This window comes from Helicobacter aurati (assembly GCF_003364265.1).
In the GTDB taxonomy this organism is placed as follows: Bacteria; Campylobacterota; Campylobacteria; order Campylobacterales; family Helicobacteraceae; genus Helicobacter_A; species Helicobacter_A aurati.
In genome coordinates this window covers 121,000-141,236 of sequence record NZ_NXLW01000001.1, presented here as the reverse complement: position 1 = coordinate 141,236, position 20,237 = coordinate 121,000, and the positions used below count along the sequence as shown (strand labels likewise).

The window sequence follows — 20,237 nt, the reverse complement described above, 5'->3', positions numbered from 1 at the left end:
AGTAAGCATATTCATTGCAATATTAACTCTCTGCAGCGTCAAGGTAATTTAAAAAGGATAAATTATGAAACTCAAAGAAATAGAACAAGAATTTATTTCAGAACTTAAAGGACATCCAAAAACAAAAAAGCTTACATTTGTTGAGGGTGTGGCGATGTTGGTTGGTACGAATATTGGTATTGGAATCTTAAGTATTGCCCATACTGCAAAACATGCAGGATTCTTTCCCTTACTTTTTTGGTTGGTAATTGGCGGGATTCTTTCGACTATTACAATGCTCTATATCGCAGAGGCAAGTTTGCGGACAAAAGATCATCTGCAACTTACGGGCTTATCTGTTAAATATATTGGTCCTATTGCAAAGATTCTTATGTTTATATCTGTCGCAGTTACCGCTATTGGTGCACTTATTGCCTACGAAAAAGCAAGCGGAGAAATTATTTATGCAATATTTGGAATCCCTGACAAATGGGGGAGTATTATCTTTTTTATCCCTGCAGCTGGTGTGCTTTGGCTTGGATTAAAGGCTATTGGTCGAGGTGAGAAGCAAGTCATTGGAATCATGTTTGTCATTCTTATAGTTTTGATTGTTTCGACATTTTTTAAAGCGCATATTGACTTTGCAAATGCTCTTGAGACGCATTGGAATTGGGTAGCTATTATCCCTATTTTTAATACCGTAGTGTTTGTCTATTCTTCGCAATATATCGTGCCAGAGATGGCACGTGGGTTTTCACATAAGCCAGAAATGTTGCCCAAAGCCGTAATTCTAGGCAATGTAATTACTTTTTGTATGTTGGCTCTTGTGCCCTTGTCGGCTATTGTGTTGGAAGGATTACAAAATATTTCCAATGTTGTAACTGTTTCTTGGGGTAGGGCTATTGGAGATTGGGCATTTGTAATCGCTAATCTCTTTGGGTTATTTGCGATTCTTACTTCCTATTGGGGGCTTGGTGGTATGTTTATTACTAATGTTGCTGACCAGATTAATAAAGATGCAGATAATAATCTGCGAATTCGATTTTTGATTCTATTGTTTGTTGCTGTGCCTCCTCTTGTGCTTGTATTGTTTAATTTTGTCGCCACTATTGACGATGCTTTGTATTGGCCGGGTGTTGTGGGTGCATTAATTTTGAGCTTTTTCCCAATTCTTATTTTACAAAACGCACGAAAGTATGGAGACCAGCAAAGTGGTTGGCAAGTTCCGAATATTCTTACAAGCTGGGTTGTAAAACTTACAATTATTTGCGTATATTTACTTGCGACACTTTTTAGTATTGCCGCTAAATATGGATTCTTAGAGAAAATTATTGGTGGATGAGAGTAGGCTGCTTTGTGCTATTTTAGATTTGCAGATATAAATAGGTATAAATTATAGAAGTATAAAATCAAAAATCATATAGTTGCAGCAGTAGACTAGACAGACTAGAATCGTGGTAGGTTGGAATCATTTTAGAATCATTCTCGACGTGTTGTTTTTAAAAATTCCTCTAATTCATTCATATAGACTAATTCATAATGTTGTTTTAGTCTCTTTTTGTATTGCTTTAACACCTGTAAAGTAGCTTGCTTAGGATGACCTATTGCAATTACGAAACCATTTTTATCTGCTAGATGCAATGCTTTTTCTAGTTGGTTGGCGATATACTTCGTATCAGATTGATTGTCTAAAAAAATATCACGTTTCAAGTAGATTTGTTGCCTTGTTGCATAGATATCTTTTATTACTGTGCTAGTTGAAGTTTTAGAATCTACAAAGGTAATGTTATACATATCCAATACGCGAAGCAATTTTTGCATGTCGTTTTTACTTGATGTGTAGCGGCTTCCTGTATGATTGTTGATATATTTTAGACGCGGAAAATCCTGTTTGATTGTAGCAATATAGCTTTGAATTTCCTTTAGAGAATCTCCTGTATGCAGTACTCTTACTTTTTCTTGTTTAAAATTCATTGCTTCTAGCGGGAGATGAATCATGTAGAAATCAAGTGTTTTTGCAATTTCTGGATTATATTGGCTAAAGGTATGTTTGGGAAATAAAGACAGATTTAGTTTTAAGCCTAAGGACCGAAATGATTCTATATCTTTTGGCACTGCCAAATCGTCGATGATAATTGCTACTTTCGGCTTGATAGATTTATTGCCTTGTATGGGTGGCTTGATTTGCGCAGAGTGTTGCGGTTTTGGTGGTAAGTTACGAATGATTGTCTCTTGAGAATCCTTAGAATATATGGAATCTTTCGGGGATTTTGTTGGTTGAGTTTCTTTGTAATCCAAATCAATCAAAGGCTGTGTATGGTTTATTTGCGATAATTCTGATAATAGAAAATTATTGTTTTGTGTATCTTGTTGGTTGTAGAGCCAATAACCAAAGCCTACAATTCCTATCATAACAAATAGGGCACATAGCAGTAGGAGATACTTTGTAAAGTTGTCTTGTTGCATTATCTCCCTTCAAGAAAGAAATTGTGTGAGGCTAAAGAGGTTAAAATTGGCATTGTAATTTTCTTTAGGAAAAACACAGATCATCATGATATATCGGAATTTTATTGTAAGACAAGCATAGCGATTGGATAAGTTGGCATTTCTTTTGCTTTATAAGTGTATTTAAGGATAACAACAAAAGGATTTGTAATGCGAAGTAAACAATCAGGCAAACTATGGCAGTTTATACGTTCTATTTGCAGAGCGATATTTGTGATAGGTTGTTGTAGCTCTATTGTTTGGGCAGAAAAGATAGGAGATTTGAGCAATATAGCAGGCGTGCGAGATAACCAATTAATGGGATATGGCATTGTAATTGGGCTTAACGGGACAGGCGATAAGGGAGGTTCGCAATTCACAGCGCAATCTATGGCGAATATGCTTGAAACAATGAATGTGAAATTAAGCGCGAATGATATTAAGTCCAAAAATGTAGCCGCTGTTATGGTAACCGCGTCATTACCACCATTTGCAAGACAAGGGGATAGAATCGACATAAAAATATCGAGTATAGGCGATGCGAAATCATTGCAGGGCGGCACTTTGATTATGACACCACTTAATGCGGTTGATGGGCAAATATATGCAGTTGCACAAGGCACGATAAGCATAGGTAAGGGAGATAGCCTTGTAAGTGGAACAATCAATGGTGGAGCGACTATTGAGAAAGAAGTAAGCTTTAGTTTAGCAAATCAAAATAGCACAATACTAAGCCTTAAGAAGTCTGATTTTCAAAATGCCATAAAGGTACAAAACAAAATTAATGAAGTATTTGGCGACACAAGTGCACAAGCCCTTGATTCTAGGACTATAAAAATCAACAAGCCAGCTAATCTTAGTATGGTAGAGTTTTTGGCATTAGTGCAAGAAGTGGATATTCCTTACACTTCGAGAGAACGTATTGTGATTGATGAGAAATCCGGCACTATTGTTTCGGGATTAGAAATTAGCGTGCAACCTATCGTGCTTACACACGGTGATTTAACATTGAAAATTACGAGAGATTTTGACACCAATAATGAAAGTACTCCAATAGATTCTATGACACTTGATCCGAAAACAAATACATTAAGTAGTAACGGTAAAACACCAACAGTAGCGAGTGTTGTTCGCGCATTGCAGAGGTTAGGTGCTAGCCCTCAAAGTGTCATTTCCATTCTTGAAACCATGAAGAGAAGCGGTGCTATTGCGGCAGATATTGAAGTATTATGACAGCCCATATTTGCAGGCATTGTTGCTTAGATACTACGTTTTATAATATTGAATTAAGGGACTAAGTTGCTAAAGGTGTTTTTTAAAACTTTTGGTTGTCGTAGTAATTTATATGATACACAGGTGATGATAAGCAGTCTTAAGGGTTATTCTTTAATAGAAGAGCCCTTGGAGGCTGATATTATTGTGATTAATTCTTGCACTGTTACCAATAAGGCAGATAGAGAAGTGCGAAGCTATGCAAGGAAATATAGTCTATTGGGTAAAAAAGTTATTTTTACAGGTTGCGGTGTCAAACATTTAGGCGAATCTCTTTATAAGCAAAACCTTGCTTTTAGTGTTTTTGCACATAGCCATAAAGAAAACATTTCAAATATCCTCTCTACGCAGCAAAGAGTTTTTCTCTCTAAGGAAAGTAAGCATAAACATACAGATTCTGTAATCTTGCCAAATATTGTAGGTAGGGTTCGCGCATTTATTAAGATTCAAGAGGGGTGCAATTTCTCATGTAGTTATTGCATTATCCCAAGCGTGCGTGGGGTAGCAAGAAGTTTTACTCAAGCGCATATTTTAGAGCAAATAAGAATCCTTTCTGAAAATGGGATTAGTGAAGTTATCCTAACGGGCACAAACATTGGTAGCTATGGGCTAGACACGGGTACGCATATAGCAGAGCTTATTGCAAAGATACATGATATTGCGGGCATTAAACGGATTCGGTTGGGTTCGCTTGAGCCTAGCCAAATAGATTCTGTATTCTTGCAGATTCTGTGTCTTCCAAAGTTAGAAAAACATTTACATATAGCTTTGCAGCATACAAGTCCTGTTATGCTAAGAATTATGAATCGCAAAAATACTTTTGAGAGAGACCTTGAGTTGTTTGCACATATTGCGGCTAAGGGCTTTAGTTTGGGTACGGATTATATTGTTGGACATTATGGTGAGAGTGAAGCAATATTTGCGGAGGCTTTATGTAATTTAGAGAAGTTGCCACTTACGCATATTCATCCTTTTATTTATAGTCCTAGAGTTGGGACAAAATCTGCTCAAAATAAAGAACAATTAGAATCTGTTCATGGGGGAGTTGCCAAAAAACGTCTAAAAACTATTCAAAATATTGTGAATCAAAAAAATAAAGATTTTCGAATGCGAATTGCGCAACAAAAAATTCCGTTACAGATTCTTATTGATGGACAAAAGCAAGTATTATTTGATAAGCTGGATTTAGAATCCACACATCAGGAAATATCACATGCAAGTCGCCATCACGACACAATCAAAGACAATGAAATGATAGAATCTTGCTATACAGGATTAGATCAGTATTTTAATCGTGTTTTTATTCCGCATAGAATTATGGAATCATCACATCAGTTATCTAAAGGTGATTGGATAGAAACGAGTGATTACATATTATCTAACTATGTAAATGCCAATATTGTTAAAAGCTTTGTATTGAAGTAATGCTAATGGTATTTGGATTAGATTTTGGTACAAAACGTATCGGGGTAGCCAAGCTTGTTGGAGAAATCGCTTTACCTTTACCTCCAATTATTCGTACAAACAAACATCAAGCAAGTAAAGAGTTGGCTAGAATCTTACAAGAGCACTCCATTCATCAAAAAAACGAAAAAGAAATTTTGTTGGTTGTTGGATTGCCTAATACAGATTCTACTTTGTCAGATTCTTCACATATTACAAAAAACCAAGTTTTACGTTTTTTGAATCTCATAGAATTTAACGGAAAAATCGTTTTTGTCAACGAATCAAATAGCAGTAAAGAGGCACAGGAGAGATTGCAGCATAGGGGCTATAAGGCAAGGAGACAGGCGCGCAAAAATGGACAAATTGATAGTCTTAGTGCTTGTATCATTCTTGAGCGATATAGAGATTCTCTATTGAATAAAACGCAAGTAACACAAGAGATTGCCCATTTCCCCTCTACACAGGAACAACCAATTAATTTATCCCTTTCTTCTATATCGCAGGATAATCCACTTGATTCTACACAATTTGAGGTGCATGTTCCCGTGCTTTTGCAAGAAGTTTTACACACATTTGATTCTGTTTTTTCTGAAATGCAACTTTCTTATCCGTCAAAAATAGCGAACGATAACCTCTCTCTTTCATCGTGTAATGCTCAACATTCCTTTGTTGATTCTATGCAAAGCAATATCAATAAACAGACGATACAACAATTCATCGCAGACTCTACTTCGTGTATTATTGATTGTACATTGGGGTTTGGTGGAATGAGCAGTGCTCTTCTTAGTCGTTATCAAGATATAAGTATTATTGGTATTGATAGAGATAGTGAAGCAATCAATGCCAATCAGTCGTTGCAAGAAACATTTCCTAACAGAATCTATTTACATCAAGGGGATTTTGCTAGCGCATTACCTGAAATATTGGAAATTTGCGACTTGTATCCTAATAAATTCAAAGGTATTCTCGCAGACATAGGAGTAAGCTCTCATCAGTTTGATTGCACTAATCGAGGGTTTAATTTTCAAGCGACAGAGCTCGATATGCGCATGGATACAACACAAAGTTTGCATGCTGCACAAATTCTTCATTCTTATAGTGGCTATGATTTAGAGAGGATTTTTCGTGATTACGGGGAAATTGCTTCTTATAAAAAACTTGCAAGTTTGATTGTCAGCGCGCGACAAAAGGGCAGGATTACAGGCGAAGTTTTGCAAAACATTGCGCTTAAACTTTCTTGCAAAAAAAGGATTCACCCCGCTACTTTGATTTATCAGGCGTTACGTATTGAGGTTAATGATGAATTAGGGCAATTAGCAAAACTATTAGAATCTTGCAGCAAGATTCGTAAAGCTATAGTGTGTTTGATTTCTTTTCATTCATTGGAGGATAGAATGATAAAAGAATCTATGAAAAAGTGGGCTAAAAGCTGTATTTGCGCAGAGGATAGCATGAAATGCGAATGTGGCAACAATCACGCAAAAGGTGTGATTCTCTATAAAAAGCCTTTAGTTGCAAGTCATGAAGAAATACGTAATAACCCAAGGTCAAGAAGTGCAAAATTACGAGCATTTTATTTTTTCTAATTTTTTTAAATACCTGATTAGATAGTGCAAGGTTGTTTCTTCATTTCTTAGGGAAAAGAGGAGAGGAAAAGAAACAAACATGAAAATTGCCATTGTTGAAATTTGTTTGATACAAAGTCAAGCGTGTATTAAAGCGATTATATTTCGTTGCATTCTTGTATCAATCATGCTTTGGAACTAGAATGCGATTCTTCACAATTCTTATAGGAAATTGGATTCTTATATTCTCTTAGAACTTATACTTTCAAGGTAATCTGAAATTTTGCTGCTAGTTTATCTAAAAGTTTCTCTAATACATTTTGCATTTGCGATTCGTTTAATGTGCCAGACATAGACTGGAATACAAAACGAATGCTAAGAGCGCATAAGGAATCATTTTCAGTAAAAGTATCTAAGGGATAAAAGGTTTTTATAATTTCTATTTGTTCTTCTCTTAACGTATGTTCTATTTCAGTGCGAATCGCATTAAAACTGATATTTTTGTCAATTAAAATCGTTATATCGCGCTTATTGGCTTGATACTTTGAGAAGTTTTTTGCTTGTTTGTGTTGGCTTATTTTATGCAGCAAAAGCGAAAGGTTGATTTCGCAAAAAAAGACAGAATCAAGTTTGTAATGTCTAGCGATATTTGGATGAAGCTTAGAGATGATACCAATGGATTCATTGTCTTTAATGACATTACCACTTTGATAAGGGTGAATAAGCTTATTTTTAATAAAAGATTGTGCAATATTACTGCATGTGAAATTTCCAATAATATTGTTGATTTGCTGTGCGAAAGTATAGAAATCTGGTTCTATGCCTTTTGGATATGGATAGCTTGGAGCAGCGGAAAAATCACTTATCATCAACGCTAATTGCAATGAAGGCTTCCTGTCTGAATCATAAACATAACCGATTTCAAAAAGTTTGATTGCCTCATAACCGAGTTGTTTGTTTTTGTGAATCGATTCAAGAAGATGCGGCAAAAGAGAAGGTCGCAATGTGTTAAGCTCTGTCGTGATAGGATTAAGTAGCGCCTTTTCTGGTTTAAGTGTCTCAAACCCAAGATCTTCTAGCTTTGCTAAATCATCAAAAAGATAATGTACGCATTCTATATAACCATGTGCAAGAGCCTTTTTACGCAAATCACGTATTTTAATATAATCTTTATAGGCTTGCGTCCTCTGATTGGTCGGGGAAATTATTAGATTCTTTGGCACAACTTTATCAATGCCATAAAGTCTCAATACTTCTTCTGCTATGTCTTGTCGATTTTTAATGTCATTTCTGAAATTTGGCGGTTGCACAATAAAAAAATTTTCATCATAAGTGGCTTGGATTCTAAAATGCAGACGTTTAAGGATAAAGGCGATTTCCTCTTTAGAAATTGTATTGCCTATACAATCGCAGATATAACTAAAGGTAATATGGATATTTGTAGGTTCGTCGCTTCTGCTTATTTCCTGCGTACCTGAATATAACATAGAATCTAGTTTGTTGAGAGTAGCGCATAAGATATTCATTCCTACTTCTAAGTTCGGGTTACTTCCATGTGTGGAACGTTGCATAGTGTTGTCGTCAAAGCGAGCTTTTTCTTTACCATAAAGTTTAATAGCGATTTCTTCTGCCTCGATGAAGCTTGCTTCAAGAATAAAAGTTCTAGGGTAATTATGTGATTCTATGTGGTAAGGAGCAACGCCTATTACACTAAGTGCATGCAATGCGTGGGAATTATTACCATCTTTGGTTTCGGCATAGACGCTTTCTAGTCCCTCTTCATTATGTTGGATAATCAGTTTTGCTTCCGTTGCGTTATGAGAGATTTGTTTAGAATCCATAGGATACGCGTTAAATAGTACGCCACTCATATAGCTTGCGTATTCAAGTAAATCAGCCATAAAGTCGTTTTTATATTTCCCTATGATAGCAAGTGTGAGTGCGATAAATAGCGGCGTATAAGATTCTTTAATTTCAACAATACGATACATAAGAGAAGAGTGTAAATCACCGTTTGGCACGACTTGCAGAAATCTACCTACGCCCAATGCTATATTGGGTTCTTTGGCAGTAATATTTGTGATGATAAGGTTAAAAACACTCGCTATATCTCTTGCTATGCCCAATACACTTAAGCAGTCCCCGCGATTTGGCGTGATACTTAATTCCATAACAAATTGTTGAAAAATATTATATTCGGATAGTTCTTTTCCTAGAATCAATTCTCCAATGCTCGAATCCAATTCCATGATTCCATCATTGAGTTGAGGTAAGCCTAGTTCTGTGCTAGAGCATAGCATACCGTAGCTCATTACCCCTCGTATTTCATTGTGCGTAATGGTTGTAAAGTTGCTTTTAGGGTCTGTCTTACTAAAAGGCAGCATTGCTCCATCTAGTGCAAGTGCTACAAATTGATTCGTACTGACGTTTTTTGCACCGCAGACAATTTGTAGCACTTCCTTTCCTGTATCCACCTCGCATATACTCAATTTATCGGCGTTTGGATGTTGCGTTTTTTTTACAATCTTTGCTACGATGACTTTTTTAGGAATCTCTATAAAGTATTGTTTTTCAACTTCTAATCCGATAGTATTGAGCGTTTTTGCGAGAATTGTCGTATCAATTTCGTTTATTGCAATAAATTGCGAGAGAACTTCACTTGTAATTATCATTAAAATTGCTCCAAAATTCTTAAGTCTGTTTCATAAAAACTGCGTAAATCATTAATTCCCCATTTCAACATAGTCAATCTTTCGATACCCATGCCAAAAGCATAACCGCTTACTCCTTCTAACCCTACGGCTTTAAAGACATTGCCATCTACAACTCCACATCCCAATACTTCTAAGTATCCTGTATGTGAGCAGACTTTGCAACCTTTTGCTTCACAAAACATACAGCTCACATCAACTTCAGCACTAGGTTCAGTGAAAGGGAAAAATGAGGATCTAAAGCGTACATTGATATTTTCTCCAAAAATATATTTGACAAAATCTTCTAGGATATGTTTCAGATGAGCGAAACTTATGTGATCCCCAGATTCTACTACTAACCCTTCGCATTGGTGAAACATAGGAGAATGTGTTACATCGTAATCTCGTCGAAAAGTAGGTCCTGCACAAATCATACGAATGGGCAGTTCGCTAGTTTGCATAGTGCGAATTTGCGTAGGAGAAGTATGTGTTCTAAGCAACATGGAATCTCGAAAATAAAAAGTATCTTGCATATTCCTTGCAGGGTGAAATTTTGGCATGTTGAGTGCTTCAAAATTATGAAAGTCATCTTCGATAAGAGGACCGTCTTGCAAAGAAAAATTGAGCTCTACGAAATAATCAACTATCATATCGCGCATTTGAGAGAGAGGATGTCCGTTGCTTGTGAATCCGTTGGCTCGAAAGAGACTGCTATCAATTTTCTCTTTTTTAAGCCGTATTTCTAGTTCTTTTAATGTTATTTCTTCTTTTTTTCTTGCAAAATCTTGTTCAAAAGTTTTTCTTAGTTGATTTATTTGTGCGGCAACTTGCTTTTTAGAATCTTTGTCTATGTTTGTTAATTGCGCAAAGGCTTGCGTGATTAAGCCTTTTTTGCCTATAAGCGAAATGCGTAAAGATTCTAAGGATTCTTTATCTTGCACCATGTGAAGTTGTTTCAGAGAATCTTCTATCAATGCTATTTGTTGTTGCATAGTCTTTCCTTATGGATATTTAAAGAGTTAATTTTATCCAAAAACTGCTATTTTTTGATAAAATGGTATAGACACTAGACGATTTGGAAATAATTTATATTAAGAAGGAATATTATGAGAGAGAAAACTATTTTTGAGAAAATTGTAGATAAAGAGATTCCATCAAGAGTTGTTTTAGAAGATTCTGATTTTTTAGCTTTTCATGATATAGCACCAAAAGCACCCGTGCATGTTCTTATCATTCCCAAAAAATGGGTCAAGGATTTTAATGGAGTGGATTCGCAGCTTATGGGTGCGATGAGCGAATTTATTTTGCGCGTTGTTGATGTATTGGGAGTAAGAGAGAGCGGTTATCGACTTGTTACAAATATTGGACCAGATAGCGGACAGGAAGTGCCGCATTTACACTTTCATTTGTTGGCTAAAAAGAAATTAGATGCACACTTTGGTTAAGAATAGTCTTACGACACATATAACCAACCGTTTCTTTTGTCGTTAATGCGTTTGGCTATATTCAATGAGTAGGACTCGCACTTAAACGGAAACCTACAAACTACAATTAAGCGATGATTCTTTGAGCGTCTAAGTTTAATTGGGAATAGGCTAAAGAGTTAAGCGGCGTAAATTGCATTTCTTTCGCATTAAGAAAGAATCTATTACAGATATTATCTTGAATCTACATTTATTGCAACTGCATTGCGACAAAGGGCTATAAAGATTCTAATTCTCGCAAAATAGAATCTTTATCTAGCCATTGCGTGTTTGTATTGCTAGCGTAAGTAAAATGCGGAGGAACTTTTTCACCCTTTTCGCCAAGTAATGTTTGTGAATAATCAATAGCCTTTTGAAACATAATGCTAGGTGAAATGATAAAGAAATCATCAAATTCATAAGAGAGATGAGAATCATCTTCGCTAATCATCACTTCATGTAGCTTTTCCCCAGCCCTTTTGCCGATAATTGTAAAGCTAGCTTTAGGTGCTATGGCATGCGCTAAATCCGTGATTCTAACACTTTTAATCTTGGGAATAAAAATTTCCCCGCCGTGCATTCGCTCGAGATTTTTGATTACGAAGCGTACCCCAGTATCAAGTGAGATAAAAAATCTTGTCATTTCTTTATCTGTAATGGGCAATTGTGTCGCTCCTTCGCTGACTAATTTCCGAAAAAATGGTACAACACTACCTCGACTGCCAATCACATTGCCATATCGAACAACACTAAATTTTGAGGGTTTATCTCCTTTGATATTATTTGCGCTGACAAAAAGCTTGTCGCTGCAAAGCTTTGTAGCACCATAGAGGTTAATCGGACTAGCAGCCTTATCGGTTGAGAGAGCGATGACTTGTTTGACGTCTGTTTTTAAACAGGCTTCGATAACATTGCTTGCACCATAAATATTGGTTTTGATACATTCCATCGGATTATATTCTGCAATAGGAACATGTTTGAGTGCCGCAGCATGAATGCAAATGTCTACATCTCGCAATGCAGATTCTAATCGCGTATAGTCTCTTACATCACCCAAGAAATAACGCATACATTTGTGATTAAAGACTTGTGCCATTTCATATTGTTTGAGCTCGTCGCGGCTATAAACTATGAGTCTTTTAGGCTTATAGTTCTTTAGCGCAATTTCTACAAACTTTTTGCCAAAGCTTCCTGTTCCACCTGTGATAAGAATATTTTTATCATTAAGCATATCTGTCCCTTAGAATCTAAATGAATGAAGAATTATTTTTCTCCTCGTAATTGATAGGTAATATCGCCAGCACCAAGTCCGATGATAATATCACTATCGAGTATATCCATCAAGGAATCTTGATTGTTAATTAGCGCGATTTGTTTGCCTATACGTTGGATTCTCTTTGCAAAAATAGGCTGATAATGGCTAAAGAGTTTTGCAAAATCAAAATCGATTTTTTCTTCTCCTGCCGCCCATACGGGTAAAATCACAAGAGAATCACAATCAGTAAAACATGTTCTAAAGTCTTCTAGGTTATCTCGCAATCGTGAATATTTGTGCGGTTGAAAAATAGCAGTGATTCGCAAACGATGTTTGTTATTGTGGGTATCATAGTTGTGATAAATAGTATCCTTTGTTTGCGGTATGATATGCGCATGAGCTTGTTTGTAGAGTAAATCCGCATAGATTCTCGCGGCACTTAAGGTAGCCTTAATCTCTGTGGGATGGTGCGCATAATCATCGATAATGCAAGGTTGTTGTGTAGAAAAGTCAAGTTCTTTTTGTGTGGCATTTTGTGCTGGCTGTTGTATGTTTTGAAGAGTGAAAGTATCAGAATCTGAAACATTCATATCTCGCATGAAATATTGCAAAACATCAAATCTCTTTTTAATTCCTGTGAAGTTCAATAAATTTTCTTTGATGGTTGCAAGAGGTATAATATCAAGCGCGCTAAGAATTGCTAGACTTGCGTTAATTGCATTGTGTAAGCCTATACCATAGACTTGGAATCTTCCCAAATCACGCAAACTGAAATTTGTATAGGGGAGATTGTCTTGCAAACTATAAGAAATATCACGAATATCTTTGCTAGGGTAGAATTTTATAATGTCTGTACTATGGGAATCTTGCGCAGAGGTTTGCGTGCTATTTTGTGTGGATTCTATACTTTTTATGATTTCTTGCAAAGTTTCACATTCCATATTGACAATCGCTTGCTTAGCTAAACAAATAAATTCTTTATAGGCGTTTTTTAGATTCTCAAAATTATATTCATAACTTTCTAAATGTTCAGCTTCCGCGTTTATGACTATGCTTTTGTAGGGGTTAGAATTCAGGAAACTTTTATCGCTTTCATCTGCCTCAAAAACAAGTAATTTATCGGTACTCACTCGGACGTTAGAATGAAATTCCTTGCTAATTGCTCCAATAATTGCGCCGCTGTTTTTCATGATTGCGCTAAGAATTGCGCTTGTGCTTGATTTCCCATGTGCAGCGCAGATACTTAATACTTGTTTGTTTTTCAAGAGGATTTTTAGAGCCTCTTTTCTGGAGAGAATCATTTTGCCAAGTCTTTTGGATTCTTGAATCTCAATATTAGAATCTTTAATGATAGCGGAATGGATAATGATGTCTTTATCAGCAATAATTTCTTTTGCATGGGGAATATTAATGGTTATTCCTTCTTGTTCTAGTCCTTTCGTAATGGTTGTGTGGGCAATATCAGAGCCACTAAGAATCGCACCTTGTGCTTTAAGGAATCTCGCTAAACCGCTTACGCCGATACCGCCGATACCTATAACATGCACTTTGATATTTATGAAATCCATTGATAACCCTTTATTGAATCTAAAAGCTTAGTTGTTTATGAATTGGTTTGTGAAAAACAAGCAAAAGAAGTACACAGCTCATACCAACAAAGACGATTTCACCAAAGGAGTTGAGAGCCTTTGTTTGTGAAACAATCAAAATACCAAAAGACAAACCTGTGGTAATGCTAGAGAAAAATATAGCATGTGCGGTGCGAGGATTATTGCCTTCTTTGACAGAATAGATTCCATAATCTACACTTACAACAACTAGAATAAGCAAAGCAAATAAGTGCATAAGATTAAGCGTTCCGTGCGTTGATACAACAAAAAGAGCACTCGATAGCGGAAAGAGAATAAATATATATGAATCAAGAAACGCGCCTTTAGCCGTCCAGAGTAAAGTCAAAGTCATAAGACAGAAGGCAACTGCTAAGATGATAAGCATAGGTTCATAGATTTTCTCTGTGATAGAATTTATAATACTTTGCAAGGAACGTGTTTCGATATTAGCATGTTGTGTTGTTAATAATTCTTTTTCTTGTAAGGTAAGAGAATCTGTTGATGTAAATTCTGATTCTTGGATATTTTTACGTATTTCTTGAATAAATGGGAGATATGTTTTAGGAATTGATACTAAATAGTGATATGTTGTAGAATCTTGCGAAGATTGTGTTTCATTCGCGCGTGTCGCAATGTCGTCTTTGGTATCTGCAACGATATTGAATCCTAAATCTGTTAAGAAGTTTTTATCGAGAGTTGGAATCTCTTTTACTTCATAGCTTGTAGCGATGAGGTTGAGGAGAACGTTTATATCATTTGTGTTGTTGCGCTTTTGTAGGGTTTTTTGCATTTGTGGAATAATTTGTTGCAAGATAGCTTTGTTTTGTTGCATTTCCTTAGATTGTAAGAAAGCTACATTCTGCGTAATTTGCCTTTGTGTAGGGAGTATTGATAAAGGAATGAAGTCGCGCATAGAATCTTGTTTATGGAATTTGGAATGATGCAAATCTAATGTTTTTTGTAGGATTTTGCTTAAAGTAATCAGCCCGTCAACGCTACTACTGCTCAAGAGAATATCAAGATTGTCCTGTCTCAAGGCTCTATCAAAGAAAGCTTGTTCTTGTAGCATTTCTTTATTTTGATAATCTAATTTGGAGAGGTCAAAATCAAGCTTGAGATTTGTTATTCCGATAGTAAAAAAAATCAATGAGATGACTAAAAATACATAACTAGAAATACTCGGGAATCGTAGATTTGACATTCGCATAAACAATCTAGGTTCGCTAAAGCCTATTCTCGGATAAACAAACGCAAAGAATACATAACTTATACTAAGAGAAATGATGGCATATAAAGCAAGCTGTGAGAGTAGCGGGAAGGGGATAAATAAACACACTCCAAAACCTACAAGTGTCGTTATATAGCCATAGAATACGGGTTTATTAAATACAGGCTTTTTTTGTGCATAGAGGCTAAAGAAATTATGATGCATCATGTAATCAATGGCAATGTTGCTAATACCCATACCAAAGCTAAGTGCCATAATTGTTACTTTAGGATAGACATAGGAAACAATCAATATAGCAATGGTGTTTGAGAAAATTAAAGTACAAATAGTGTTAATGGTTAAGAGCGGGATACGGATGATAAGGAAATAGAACACTACGAAGATTAATGACGAAAAACTTAAGAGATAGTTTACTTCTGAAAGAATCAATGAAAGATTTTTGACACTCATAAAATGAGATGAGAAGAAACGTATCTCTGGATATTGCTTATTGATTCGTTCAAATTCTTCTAGGGTTGCTGTAATTGCCTTGCTATCGAGACTTTTTAGCTCTACTAGTGCCATATAGACGTAATCTTGAATTATGAGATTTTTGAGAGAATCTTGCTGTAAGGTAAAAAAATTAAGAGGGTCTAAAGGATTGAACGGTAAATTAGAATCTTCGCTTGATTGTGCGGGATGTGAAGTTGTAGAATTGGTTTGAGTGTTTATGAGGCTTGTTATGCCTGTTTGCAGTTTGTTGGTTATCTGTGCTTGTGTGAGTAGTTTTGGCGTATAAAAATCTTGAGAATCTTGATTGGATTCTGCAGAGTTGGGTGTGGCGATAAGATAGTAATATTCATTGATAAAATTTTGTAGTTTGTTGCTAGGTTTTCTTTCTCTTTCAACATACGCGACATTATCGAGCTTAGAGATTTCTGTTAAAAAAGAATCTAATTTTTCGCTTGCTTCTTGTGAGAATCCTTTGATAGCAACCATAACAAAGCGAGAGTGGGAAAATTTCTGATAAACATCAACGATTTTTCTCTCTTCTGTTACGGGAAATAAATCAAGGACTTCTTGGGTAATTGTGATTTTTCCTTTGTAAAAAAAAAGAAAAATTATACTAAGTCCCAAAAACAAGCATAGCACGTTGACAAAACGAATCATCACTTCCCTTTTTGTGAAAATTACATTATATAGTATTTGGACTTATTGTTTTGTTAAACTTCAAATATTTAATATCAGTGTTACCTTACTGGGCTTTTTAGAATATAGTGAGAAATAAGAACACAAAACAATAAGCTTTTGAGTTTGAAGGTTGCTGTGCAGTAACGTACAAGATAATAATGTGTGAGTTGCTGCATAATTCGAGCCGTATGATTTTATTTGTTTGATAACTGATTTGGCAATGTTTTACATTGAATCAAATCAGTTATTCATTGAGATTCTTTCATAGTTGTATCATTATGGGTAAAATAATCTGAAAAGACATAATGCGTTATGTTCAAGACTACGTGATAATATATCACTGTGTAACATCAAAAGGAATATTATGAAATTTGCTTATAAATTGCTTATTCATGTCGCTAAAATTTTTACCTGCTGTATTCCAGTGAAGACAGTAAGGCGGCAAGCCAGAGATCGCATTATCAATATCCTTGCTCCATTGCCTTTGTTGTTTATAAGGCGCACTGTTTTGTATAAACGTCTGTTAGCTATTGTGCAGCTTTCACGAGCCTATCAATATTCAGAATATGAGATATATAGGTTGCCTGATACAAAGGAAAATATTTTTCAAGGTATAAATGAAGCACGTAATGTTACGGGGGGGGGGGGCAGCAAGTCCTCTTGGAATTTTATGTGCGATACGACGTGCAAAAGATTAATAAAACTTTAGAATTTCTATCTGATGAATATAGTAAAATGATTCTATTAAGCTCTCTTTTAAAGAGACATTCAAGCTTTCAGGGGCTTTATTTTATTCACTTTTATGAACATATTTGGAAGTATTATTATTTACTTGCTTCTTGTGTGGATACAACAAAAACTCTTACTTCGGATAGTGGAACTCTGTATTATATTGACTTATCACATAGCAAAATTTGTAATTTAGGAACATATAAATTCTATTATAGCTTATACGGTGTATTTGTTAATTGCATTTTAGAGCAGTATGCTTATAGGCATTTAATCTACGCAGAAGAGGGCGATTTTGTGATTGATGGCGGAGCTTGTTATGGGGATACAGCATTGTATTTTGCTCAAAAAGTAGGGCAGAGCGGCAAAGTGTTTTCTTTTGAATTTAATCCAAGAAATCTCAAGGTATTACATCAGAATCTCGCGCTGAATCCAGACATTGCGAATATTACCTTATTCGAAAACGCGCTATATTCTAATTCTGAGACAAAAGTCTATCATACAGGTAGCGGTGGTGGCTCTAGAGTCAGTATGGATTCTCAACCAAATCAAGACTACGCATTGACTGCGAGCATTGACGACTTGGTCAATACAGGCAAAATAGAAAGAGTGGATTTTATCAAAATGGATATTGAGGGTAGTGAGTTGGAAGCACTAAAAGGGGCAGAAAAAACATTAAAAAAATATCATCCCAAAATAGCTATTTGTCTTTATCATAGCGATACTGATTACTATGAGATTCCGCTGTATCTTAAAACGATTCTACCGCATTATGAATTTTATTGTGATCATTTCTCGTTGGGAATTTGTGAAACCGTGTTGTTTGGACGGGCAATTGATTCTTAGGAAAATGCTTGATATTACTACATTCTCTCCAAAATTCTCTTAAAAAGTTCTCAAGATAAGTATTTCAAACATTTCTACTATATAATTAGGGTTATATCAAAGATGCTTTATTAAGGAGAATTCATGAAAAAATTATTTTTAATTATTGGCGCACCAGGTAGCGGTAAAACAACTGATGCAGAGAGAATTGCCACAGCAAACAACCATATCGCGCATTATTCTACGGGTGATTTACTTCGCGCTGAAATAGCTAGCGGCAGCGAGCAGGGCAAAATCATTGAAGGTTTTACAAGTGCTGGTAATCTCGTGCCTTTAGAGATTGTTGTAAAAACAATTGTTAAGGCGATTAATAATTCCCCAAAAGATATAATCCTTATTGATGGATACCCTCGAAGTGTAGAACAAATGCTCGAGTTACATAAAGTTTTGCAGCAAGATTCCAAAGTACAGCTTGTTAACGTGATTGAAGTGCAAGTCAGTGAGGAAGTCGCTAAAGACAGAGTGTTAGGACGCGCAAGAGGTGCTGATGATAATGCGGAAGTTTTTAAGAATCGTATGAATGTTTATCTTACTCCGTTAAAAGAGATTCAGGAATTTTATACAAAAGCTGGAATCTTGCATGTTATTAATGGTGAAAGAAGTATTGAAGAGATTGTTACTGAAATGCAGACTTTTATTCAATCTAAGCTTGCAATATAGAATTTATTTTATACCACTAAAGATTGCTTTTTATAATTTAGTTAGTACCACGTTTAATTATTGAAACATACATATCGCAGGTTTTCAAAAACCTACTTTTATTGCAAATAGAATGAATTTTACTTTTAGTTGCTTGGTAGCGTTAGTTTGAGCATTATTAAAACAAGTAAAGACAATGGTAGATATACATAGATATATACATGGGACGGGTTATTTATTACTGCATTATCTTAAGAAGTGGACTCTTGTTAGTCTAAGAATTCGCTATTGAAGAATCTCGTATTAGAATCTCATAGTTATGTTCAAAGGGATTCTATAAATGTTGGTTGCGAGTTTTTTGAATATTCTCGGATTCCATGCACTTAAATTGTGCTTGCTCTTTTTGTAATAATCCAATAAGAAAATTTCTATAATACGTTACATATTCCTCTGAATGAGCTTCAAAGCGCGTAACAAGTACGGGAGATGTATTACTAGCGCGTATAAGACCCCAACCATGCGCGAAAATAACGCGTACGCCGTCAATCGTAATAATTTCTTTGATAAATGGGGCAGATGATTCTTTATCATTAGAATCGACTCGTGTTTGTTCTTGTAGTTTTATCAGTGTTTGTTGCAGATTGGCAATAATTTGGAATTTGTTCTCTTCAGTTGCAGCGATTTTCTCTTCAGCGGTGCTGTAACTTTGGGGGAGAGAGGAAATCATCTCTTCGAGTGGCAGCATTGCGTATTGATATGTTGTATGTTGCGTTGCTTTATAAATTAATTCTAAGATTCTAAAACTTGCATAAATCGCATCATCATAACCAAAATATCTATCATTAAAAAATATATGCCCACTCATTTCGCAAGCTAGAGCTGCATTGAGTTCTTTAAGTTTCACTTTTAGGTTGCTGTGTCCCGTCTTATACATTACGGCTTTTCCTATTGTGTTGATATAGTCATACATGATTTGAGAGCATTTTACTTCACCTATTACAATAGGATTCGGTGTCGTTGTCGCAATATCTTTGGCAAAAAGAATAGCTAATTCATCTCCTTTGAAGTTATGTTTCTGTGAGATAAGTCCTACCCTGTCGGCATCTCCGTCATAGGCTATTCCAATATGTAAATTATGTTGTTGTAGTGCTTGTTTGAGAGCAATGAGGTTTTTCTCTTCACTAGGATCCGGGTGATGATTGGGGAAATTACCATCTGGCTCAAAATAGAGGTTAATAGAGTTCAATTGAAGGTTTTGTAGAATCTTTTGTAGAGCCAAACTTGCCACACCATTACCACAATCAAAAACAATTTTTTCTTTCCAACCTTTTAGAAACGCAAATTCATTGCTGATAAATTTTATATAGTCTTGCAACAAGCTAAATCTTTCAATACTTTGTGTAGGCTTGATTGCAAAGGTTGTACTTGTAAGTACTCTAGCGATATGTTGAATATCTTTGCCGTAAAAAGGTGCTTGATTAATAGTGATTTTAAAGCCATTGTATTCTGGGGGATTATGTGAGCCAGTAATCATTATGGAGCTTGTAATATCCGTTGTAAATGTGCAAAAATAAGCAACAGGTGTAGGAATCATACCAAGATTATATACCGTAATATCCGCACTTGTAAAGCCAGAAGCGAGCCAATCAAACAGGATAGGGCTATGCGTCCTTGCATCATAGCCGATTGCTACTTTGTTGTCGTACTGCTTGATAATCTTTCCTAACAGATAGCCTATTTTACAAACTACGTCTTGTGTTAAATCTTGTTGAAAAATACCGCGAATATCATACTCTCGAAATATTGACATGACTAGTCC

General features: G+C 35.6%; 15 protein-coding genes. 8 read left to right on the top strand and 7 right to left on the bottom strand.

The window, feature by feature from the left end:
* Positions 1-64: 64 nt before the first annotated feature.
* Positions 65-1,321 (top strand): aromatic amino acid transport family protein, encoded by a 1,257-nt coding sequence (locus CQA66_RS00630; RefSeq protein ID WP_104762555.1) that lies wholly within the window; start codon positions 65-67, stop codon positions 1,319-1,321.
* A 137-nt stretch (positions 1,322-1,458) separates the two neighbouring features.
* Here CQA66_RS00630 and CQA66_RS00625 read toward each other — a convergent pair whose 3' ends face one another.
* Positions 1,459-2,445 (bottom strand): divergent polysaccharide deacetylase family protein, encoded by a 987-nt coding sequence (locus CQA66_RS00625; protein ID WP_104762554.1) that lies wholly within the window; start codon positions 2,443-2,445, stop codon positions 1,459-1,461.
* A gap of 189 nt (positions 2,446-2,634) precedes the next feature.
* On the opposite strand from CQA66_RS00625, the gene CQA66_RS00620 reads away from it, so the two are divergent.
* From CQA66_RS00620 to rsmH, 3 genes are all read left to right on the top strand, one after another.
* Entirely contained in the window at positions 2,635-3,696 is a 1,062-nt protein-coding gene (locus CQA66_RS00620; RefSeq protein ID WP_233707679.1) for a flagellar basal body P-ring protein FlgI, read from the top strand.
* A 75-nt stretch (positions 3,697-3,771) separates the two neighbouring features.
* Positions 3,772-5,160 (top strand): MiaB/RimO family radical SAM methylthiotransferase, encoded by a 1,389-nt coding sequence (locus CQA66_RS00615; protein WP_233707690.1) that lies wholly within the window; start codon positions 3,772-3,774, stop codon positions 5,158-5,160.
* Positions 5,161-5,165: 5 nt separating this feature from the next.
* Positions 5,166-6,767: a 16S rRNA (cytosine(1402)-N(4))-methyltransferase RsmH gene (gene rsmH / locus CQA66_RS00610; protein ID WP_158656998.1), complete on the top strand. Its 1,602-nt coding sequence runs from the start codon at positions 5,166-5,168 to the stop codon at positions 6,765-6,767.
* A 236-nt stretch (positions 6,768-7,003) separates the two neighbouring features.
* On the opposite strand, the gene pheT is transcribed toward rsmH, so the two are convergent.
* Positions 7,004-9,418 (bottom strand): phenylalanine--tRNA ligase subunit beta, encoded by a 2,415-nt coding sequence (gene pheT, locus CQA66_RS00605; protein ID WP_104762551.1) that lies wholly within the window; start codon positions 9,416-9,418, stop codon positions 7,004-7,006.
* On the bottom strand, positions 9,418-10,410 hold the full coding sequence (gene pheS / locus CQA66_RS00600) for a phenylalanine--tRNA ligase subunit alpha (RefSeq protein ID WP_459178015.1): 993 nt from the start codon (positions 10,408-10,410) through the stop codon (positions 9,418-9,420). Before pheS ends, pheT begins: the two co-directional genes overlap by 1 nt.
* 135 nt (positions 10,411-10,545) lie before the next feature.
* Here pheS and CQA66_RS00595 point away from each other — a divergent pair, with 135 nt between their 5' ends.
* Positions 10,546-10,884 carry a histidine triad nucleotide-binding protein gene (locus CQA66_RS00595; protein ID WP_104762549.1) on the top strand — a complete coding sequence of 113 codons (339 nt, stop codon included), beginning with the start codon at positions 10,546-10,548 and terminating at the stop codon, positions 10,882-10,884.
* Positions 10,885-11,140: 256 nt separating this feature from the next.
* Here CQA66_RS00595 and pseB read toward each other — a convergent pair whose 3' ends face one another.
* From pseB to CQA66_RS00580, 3 genes are read right to left on the bottom strand one after another with little or no spacing between them, the layout of a single operon-like run.
* Positions 11,141-12,133, bottom strand: coding sequence for a UDP-N-acetylglucosamine 4,6-dehydratase (inverting) (pseB, locus tag CQA66_RS00590; protein ID WP_104762548.1), 993 nt, complete (start codon positions 12,131-12,133; stop codon positions 11,141-11,143).
* A gap of 32 nt (positions 12,134-12,165) precedes the next feature.
* On the bottom strand, positions 12,166-13,725 hold the full coding sequence (locus CQA66_RS00585) for a Mur ligase domain-containing protein (RefSeq protein ID WP_104762547.1): 1,560 nt from the start codon (positions 13,723-13,725) through the stop codon (positions 12,166-12,168).
* 19 nt (positions 13,726-13,744) lie between these two features.
* Positions 13,745-16,144: an MMPL family transporter gene (locus CQA66_RS00580; protein ID WP_104762546.1), complete on the bottom strand. Its 2,400-nt coding sequence runs from the start codon at positions 16,142-16,144 to the stop codon at positions 13,745-13,747.
* 385 nt (positions 16,145-16,529) lie between these two features.
* Between CQA66_RS00580 and CQA66_RS00575 the strand changes: the two genes are divergently transcribed.
* The 3 genes from CQA66_RS00575 (at position 16,530) to CQA66_RS00565 (ending at position 18,439) form a co-directional block, all read left to right on the top strand.
* The gene (locus tag CQA66_RS00575; RefSeq protein WP_115582516.1) at positions 16,530-16,874 is read left to right on the top strand and encodes a hypothetical protein; all 345 of its coding nucleotides are present in this window, start codon (positions 16,530-16,532) and stop codon (positions 16,872-16,874) included.
* Complete coding sequence (locus CQA66_RS00570) at positions 16,838-17,740, top strand: FkbM family methyltransferase (RefSeq protein WP_147289187.1); 903 nt, start codon at positions 16,838-16,840, stop codon at positions 17,738-17,740. Before CQA66_RS00575 ends, CQA66_RS00570 begins: the two co-directional genes overlap by 37 nt.
* 123 nt (positions 17,741-17,863) lie before the next feature.
* On the top strand, positions 17,864-18,439 hold the full coding sequence (locus CQA66_RS00565; RefSeq protein WP_104762544.1) for an adenylate kinase: 576 nt from the start codon (positions 17,864-17,866) through the stop codon (positions 18,437-18,439).
* Positions 18,440-18,752: 313 nt separating this feature from the next.
* Here the strand turns inward: CQA66_RS00565 and CQA66_RS00560 are convergent, their stop codons facing one another.
* Positions 18,753-20,228 carry a phosphomannomutase/phosphoglucomutase gene (locus CQA66_RS00560; protein ID WP_104762543.1) on the bottom strand — a complete coding sequence of 492 codons (1,476 nt, stop codon included), beginning with the start codon at positions 20,226-20,228 and terminating at the stop codon, positions 18,753-18,755.
* Between the last annotated feature and the right edge of the window lie 9 nt (positions 20,229-20,237).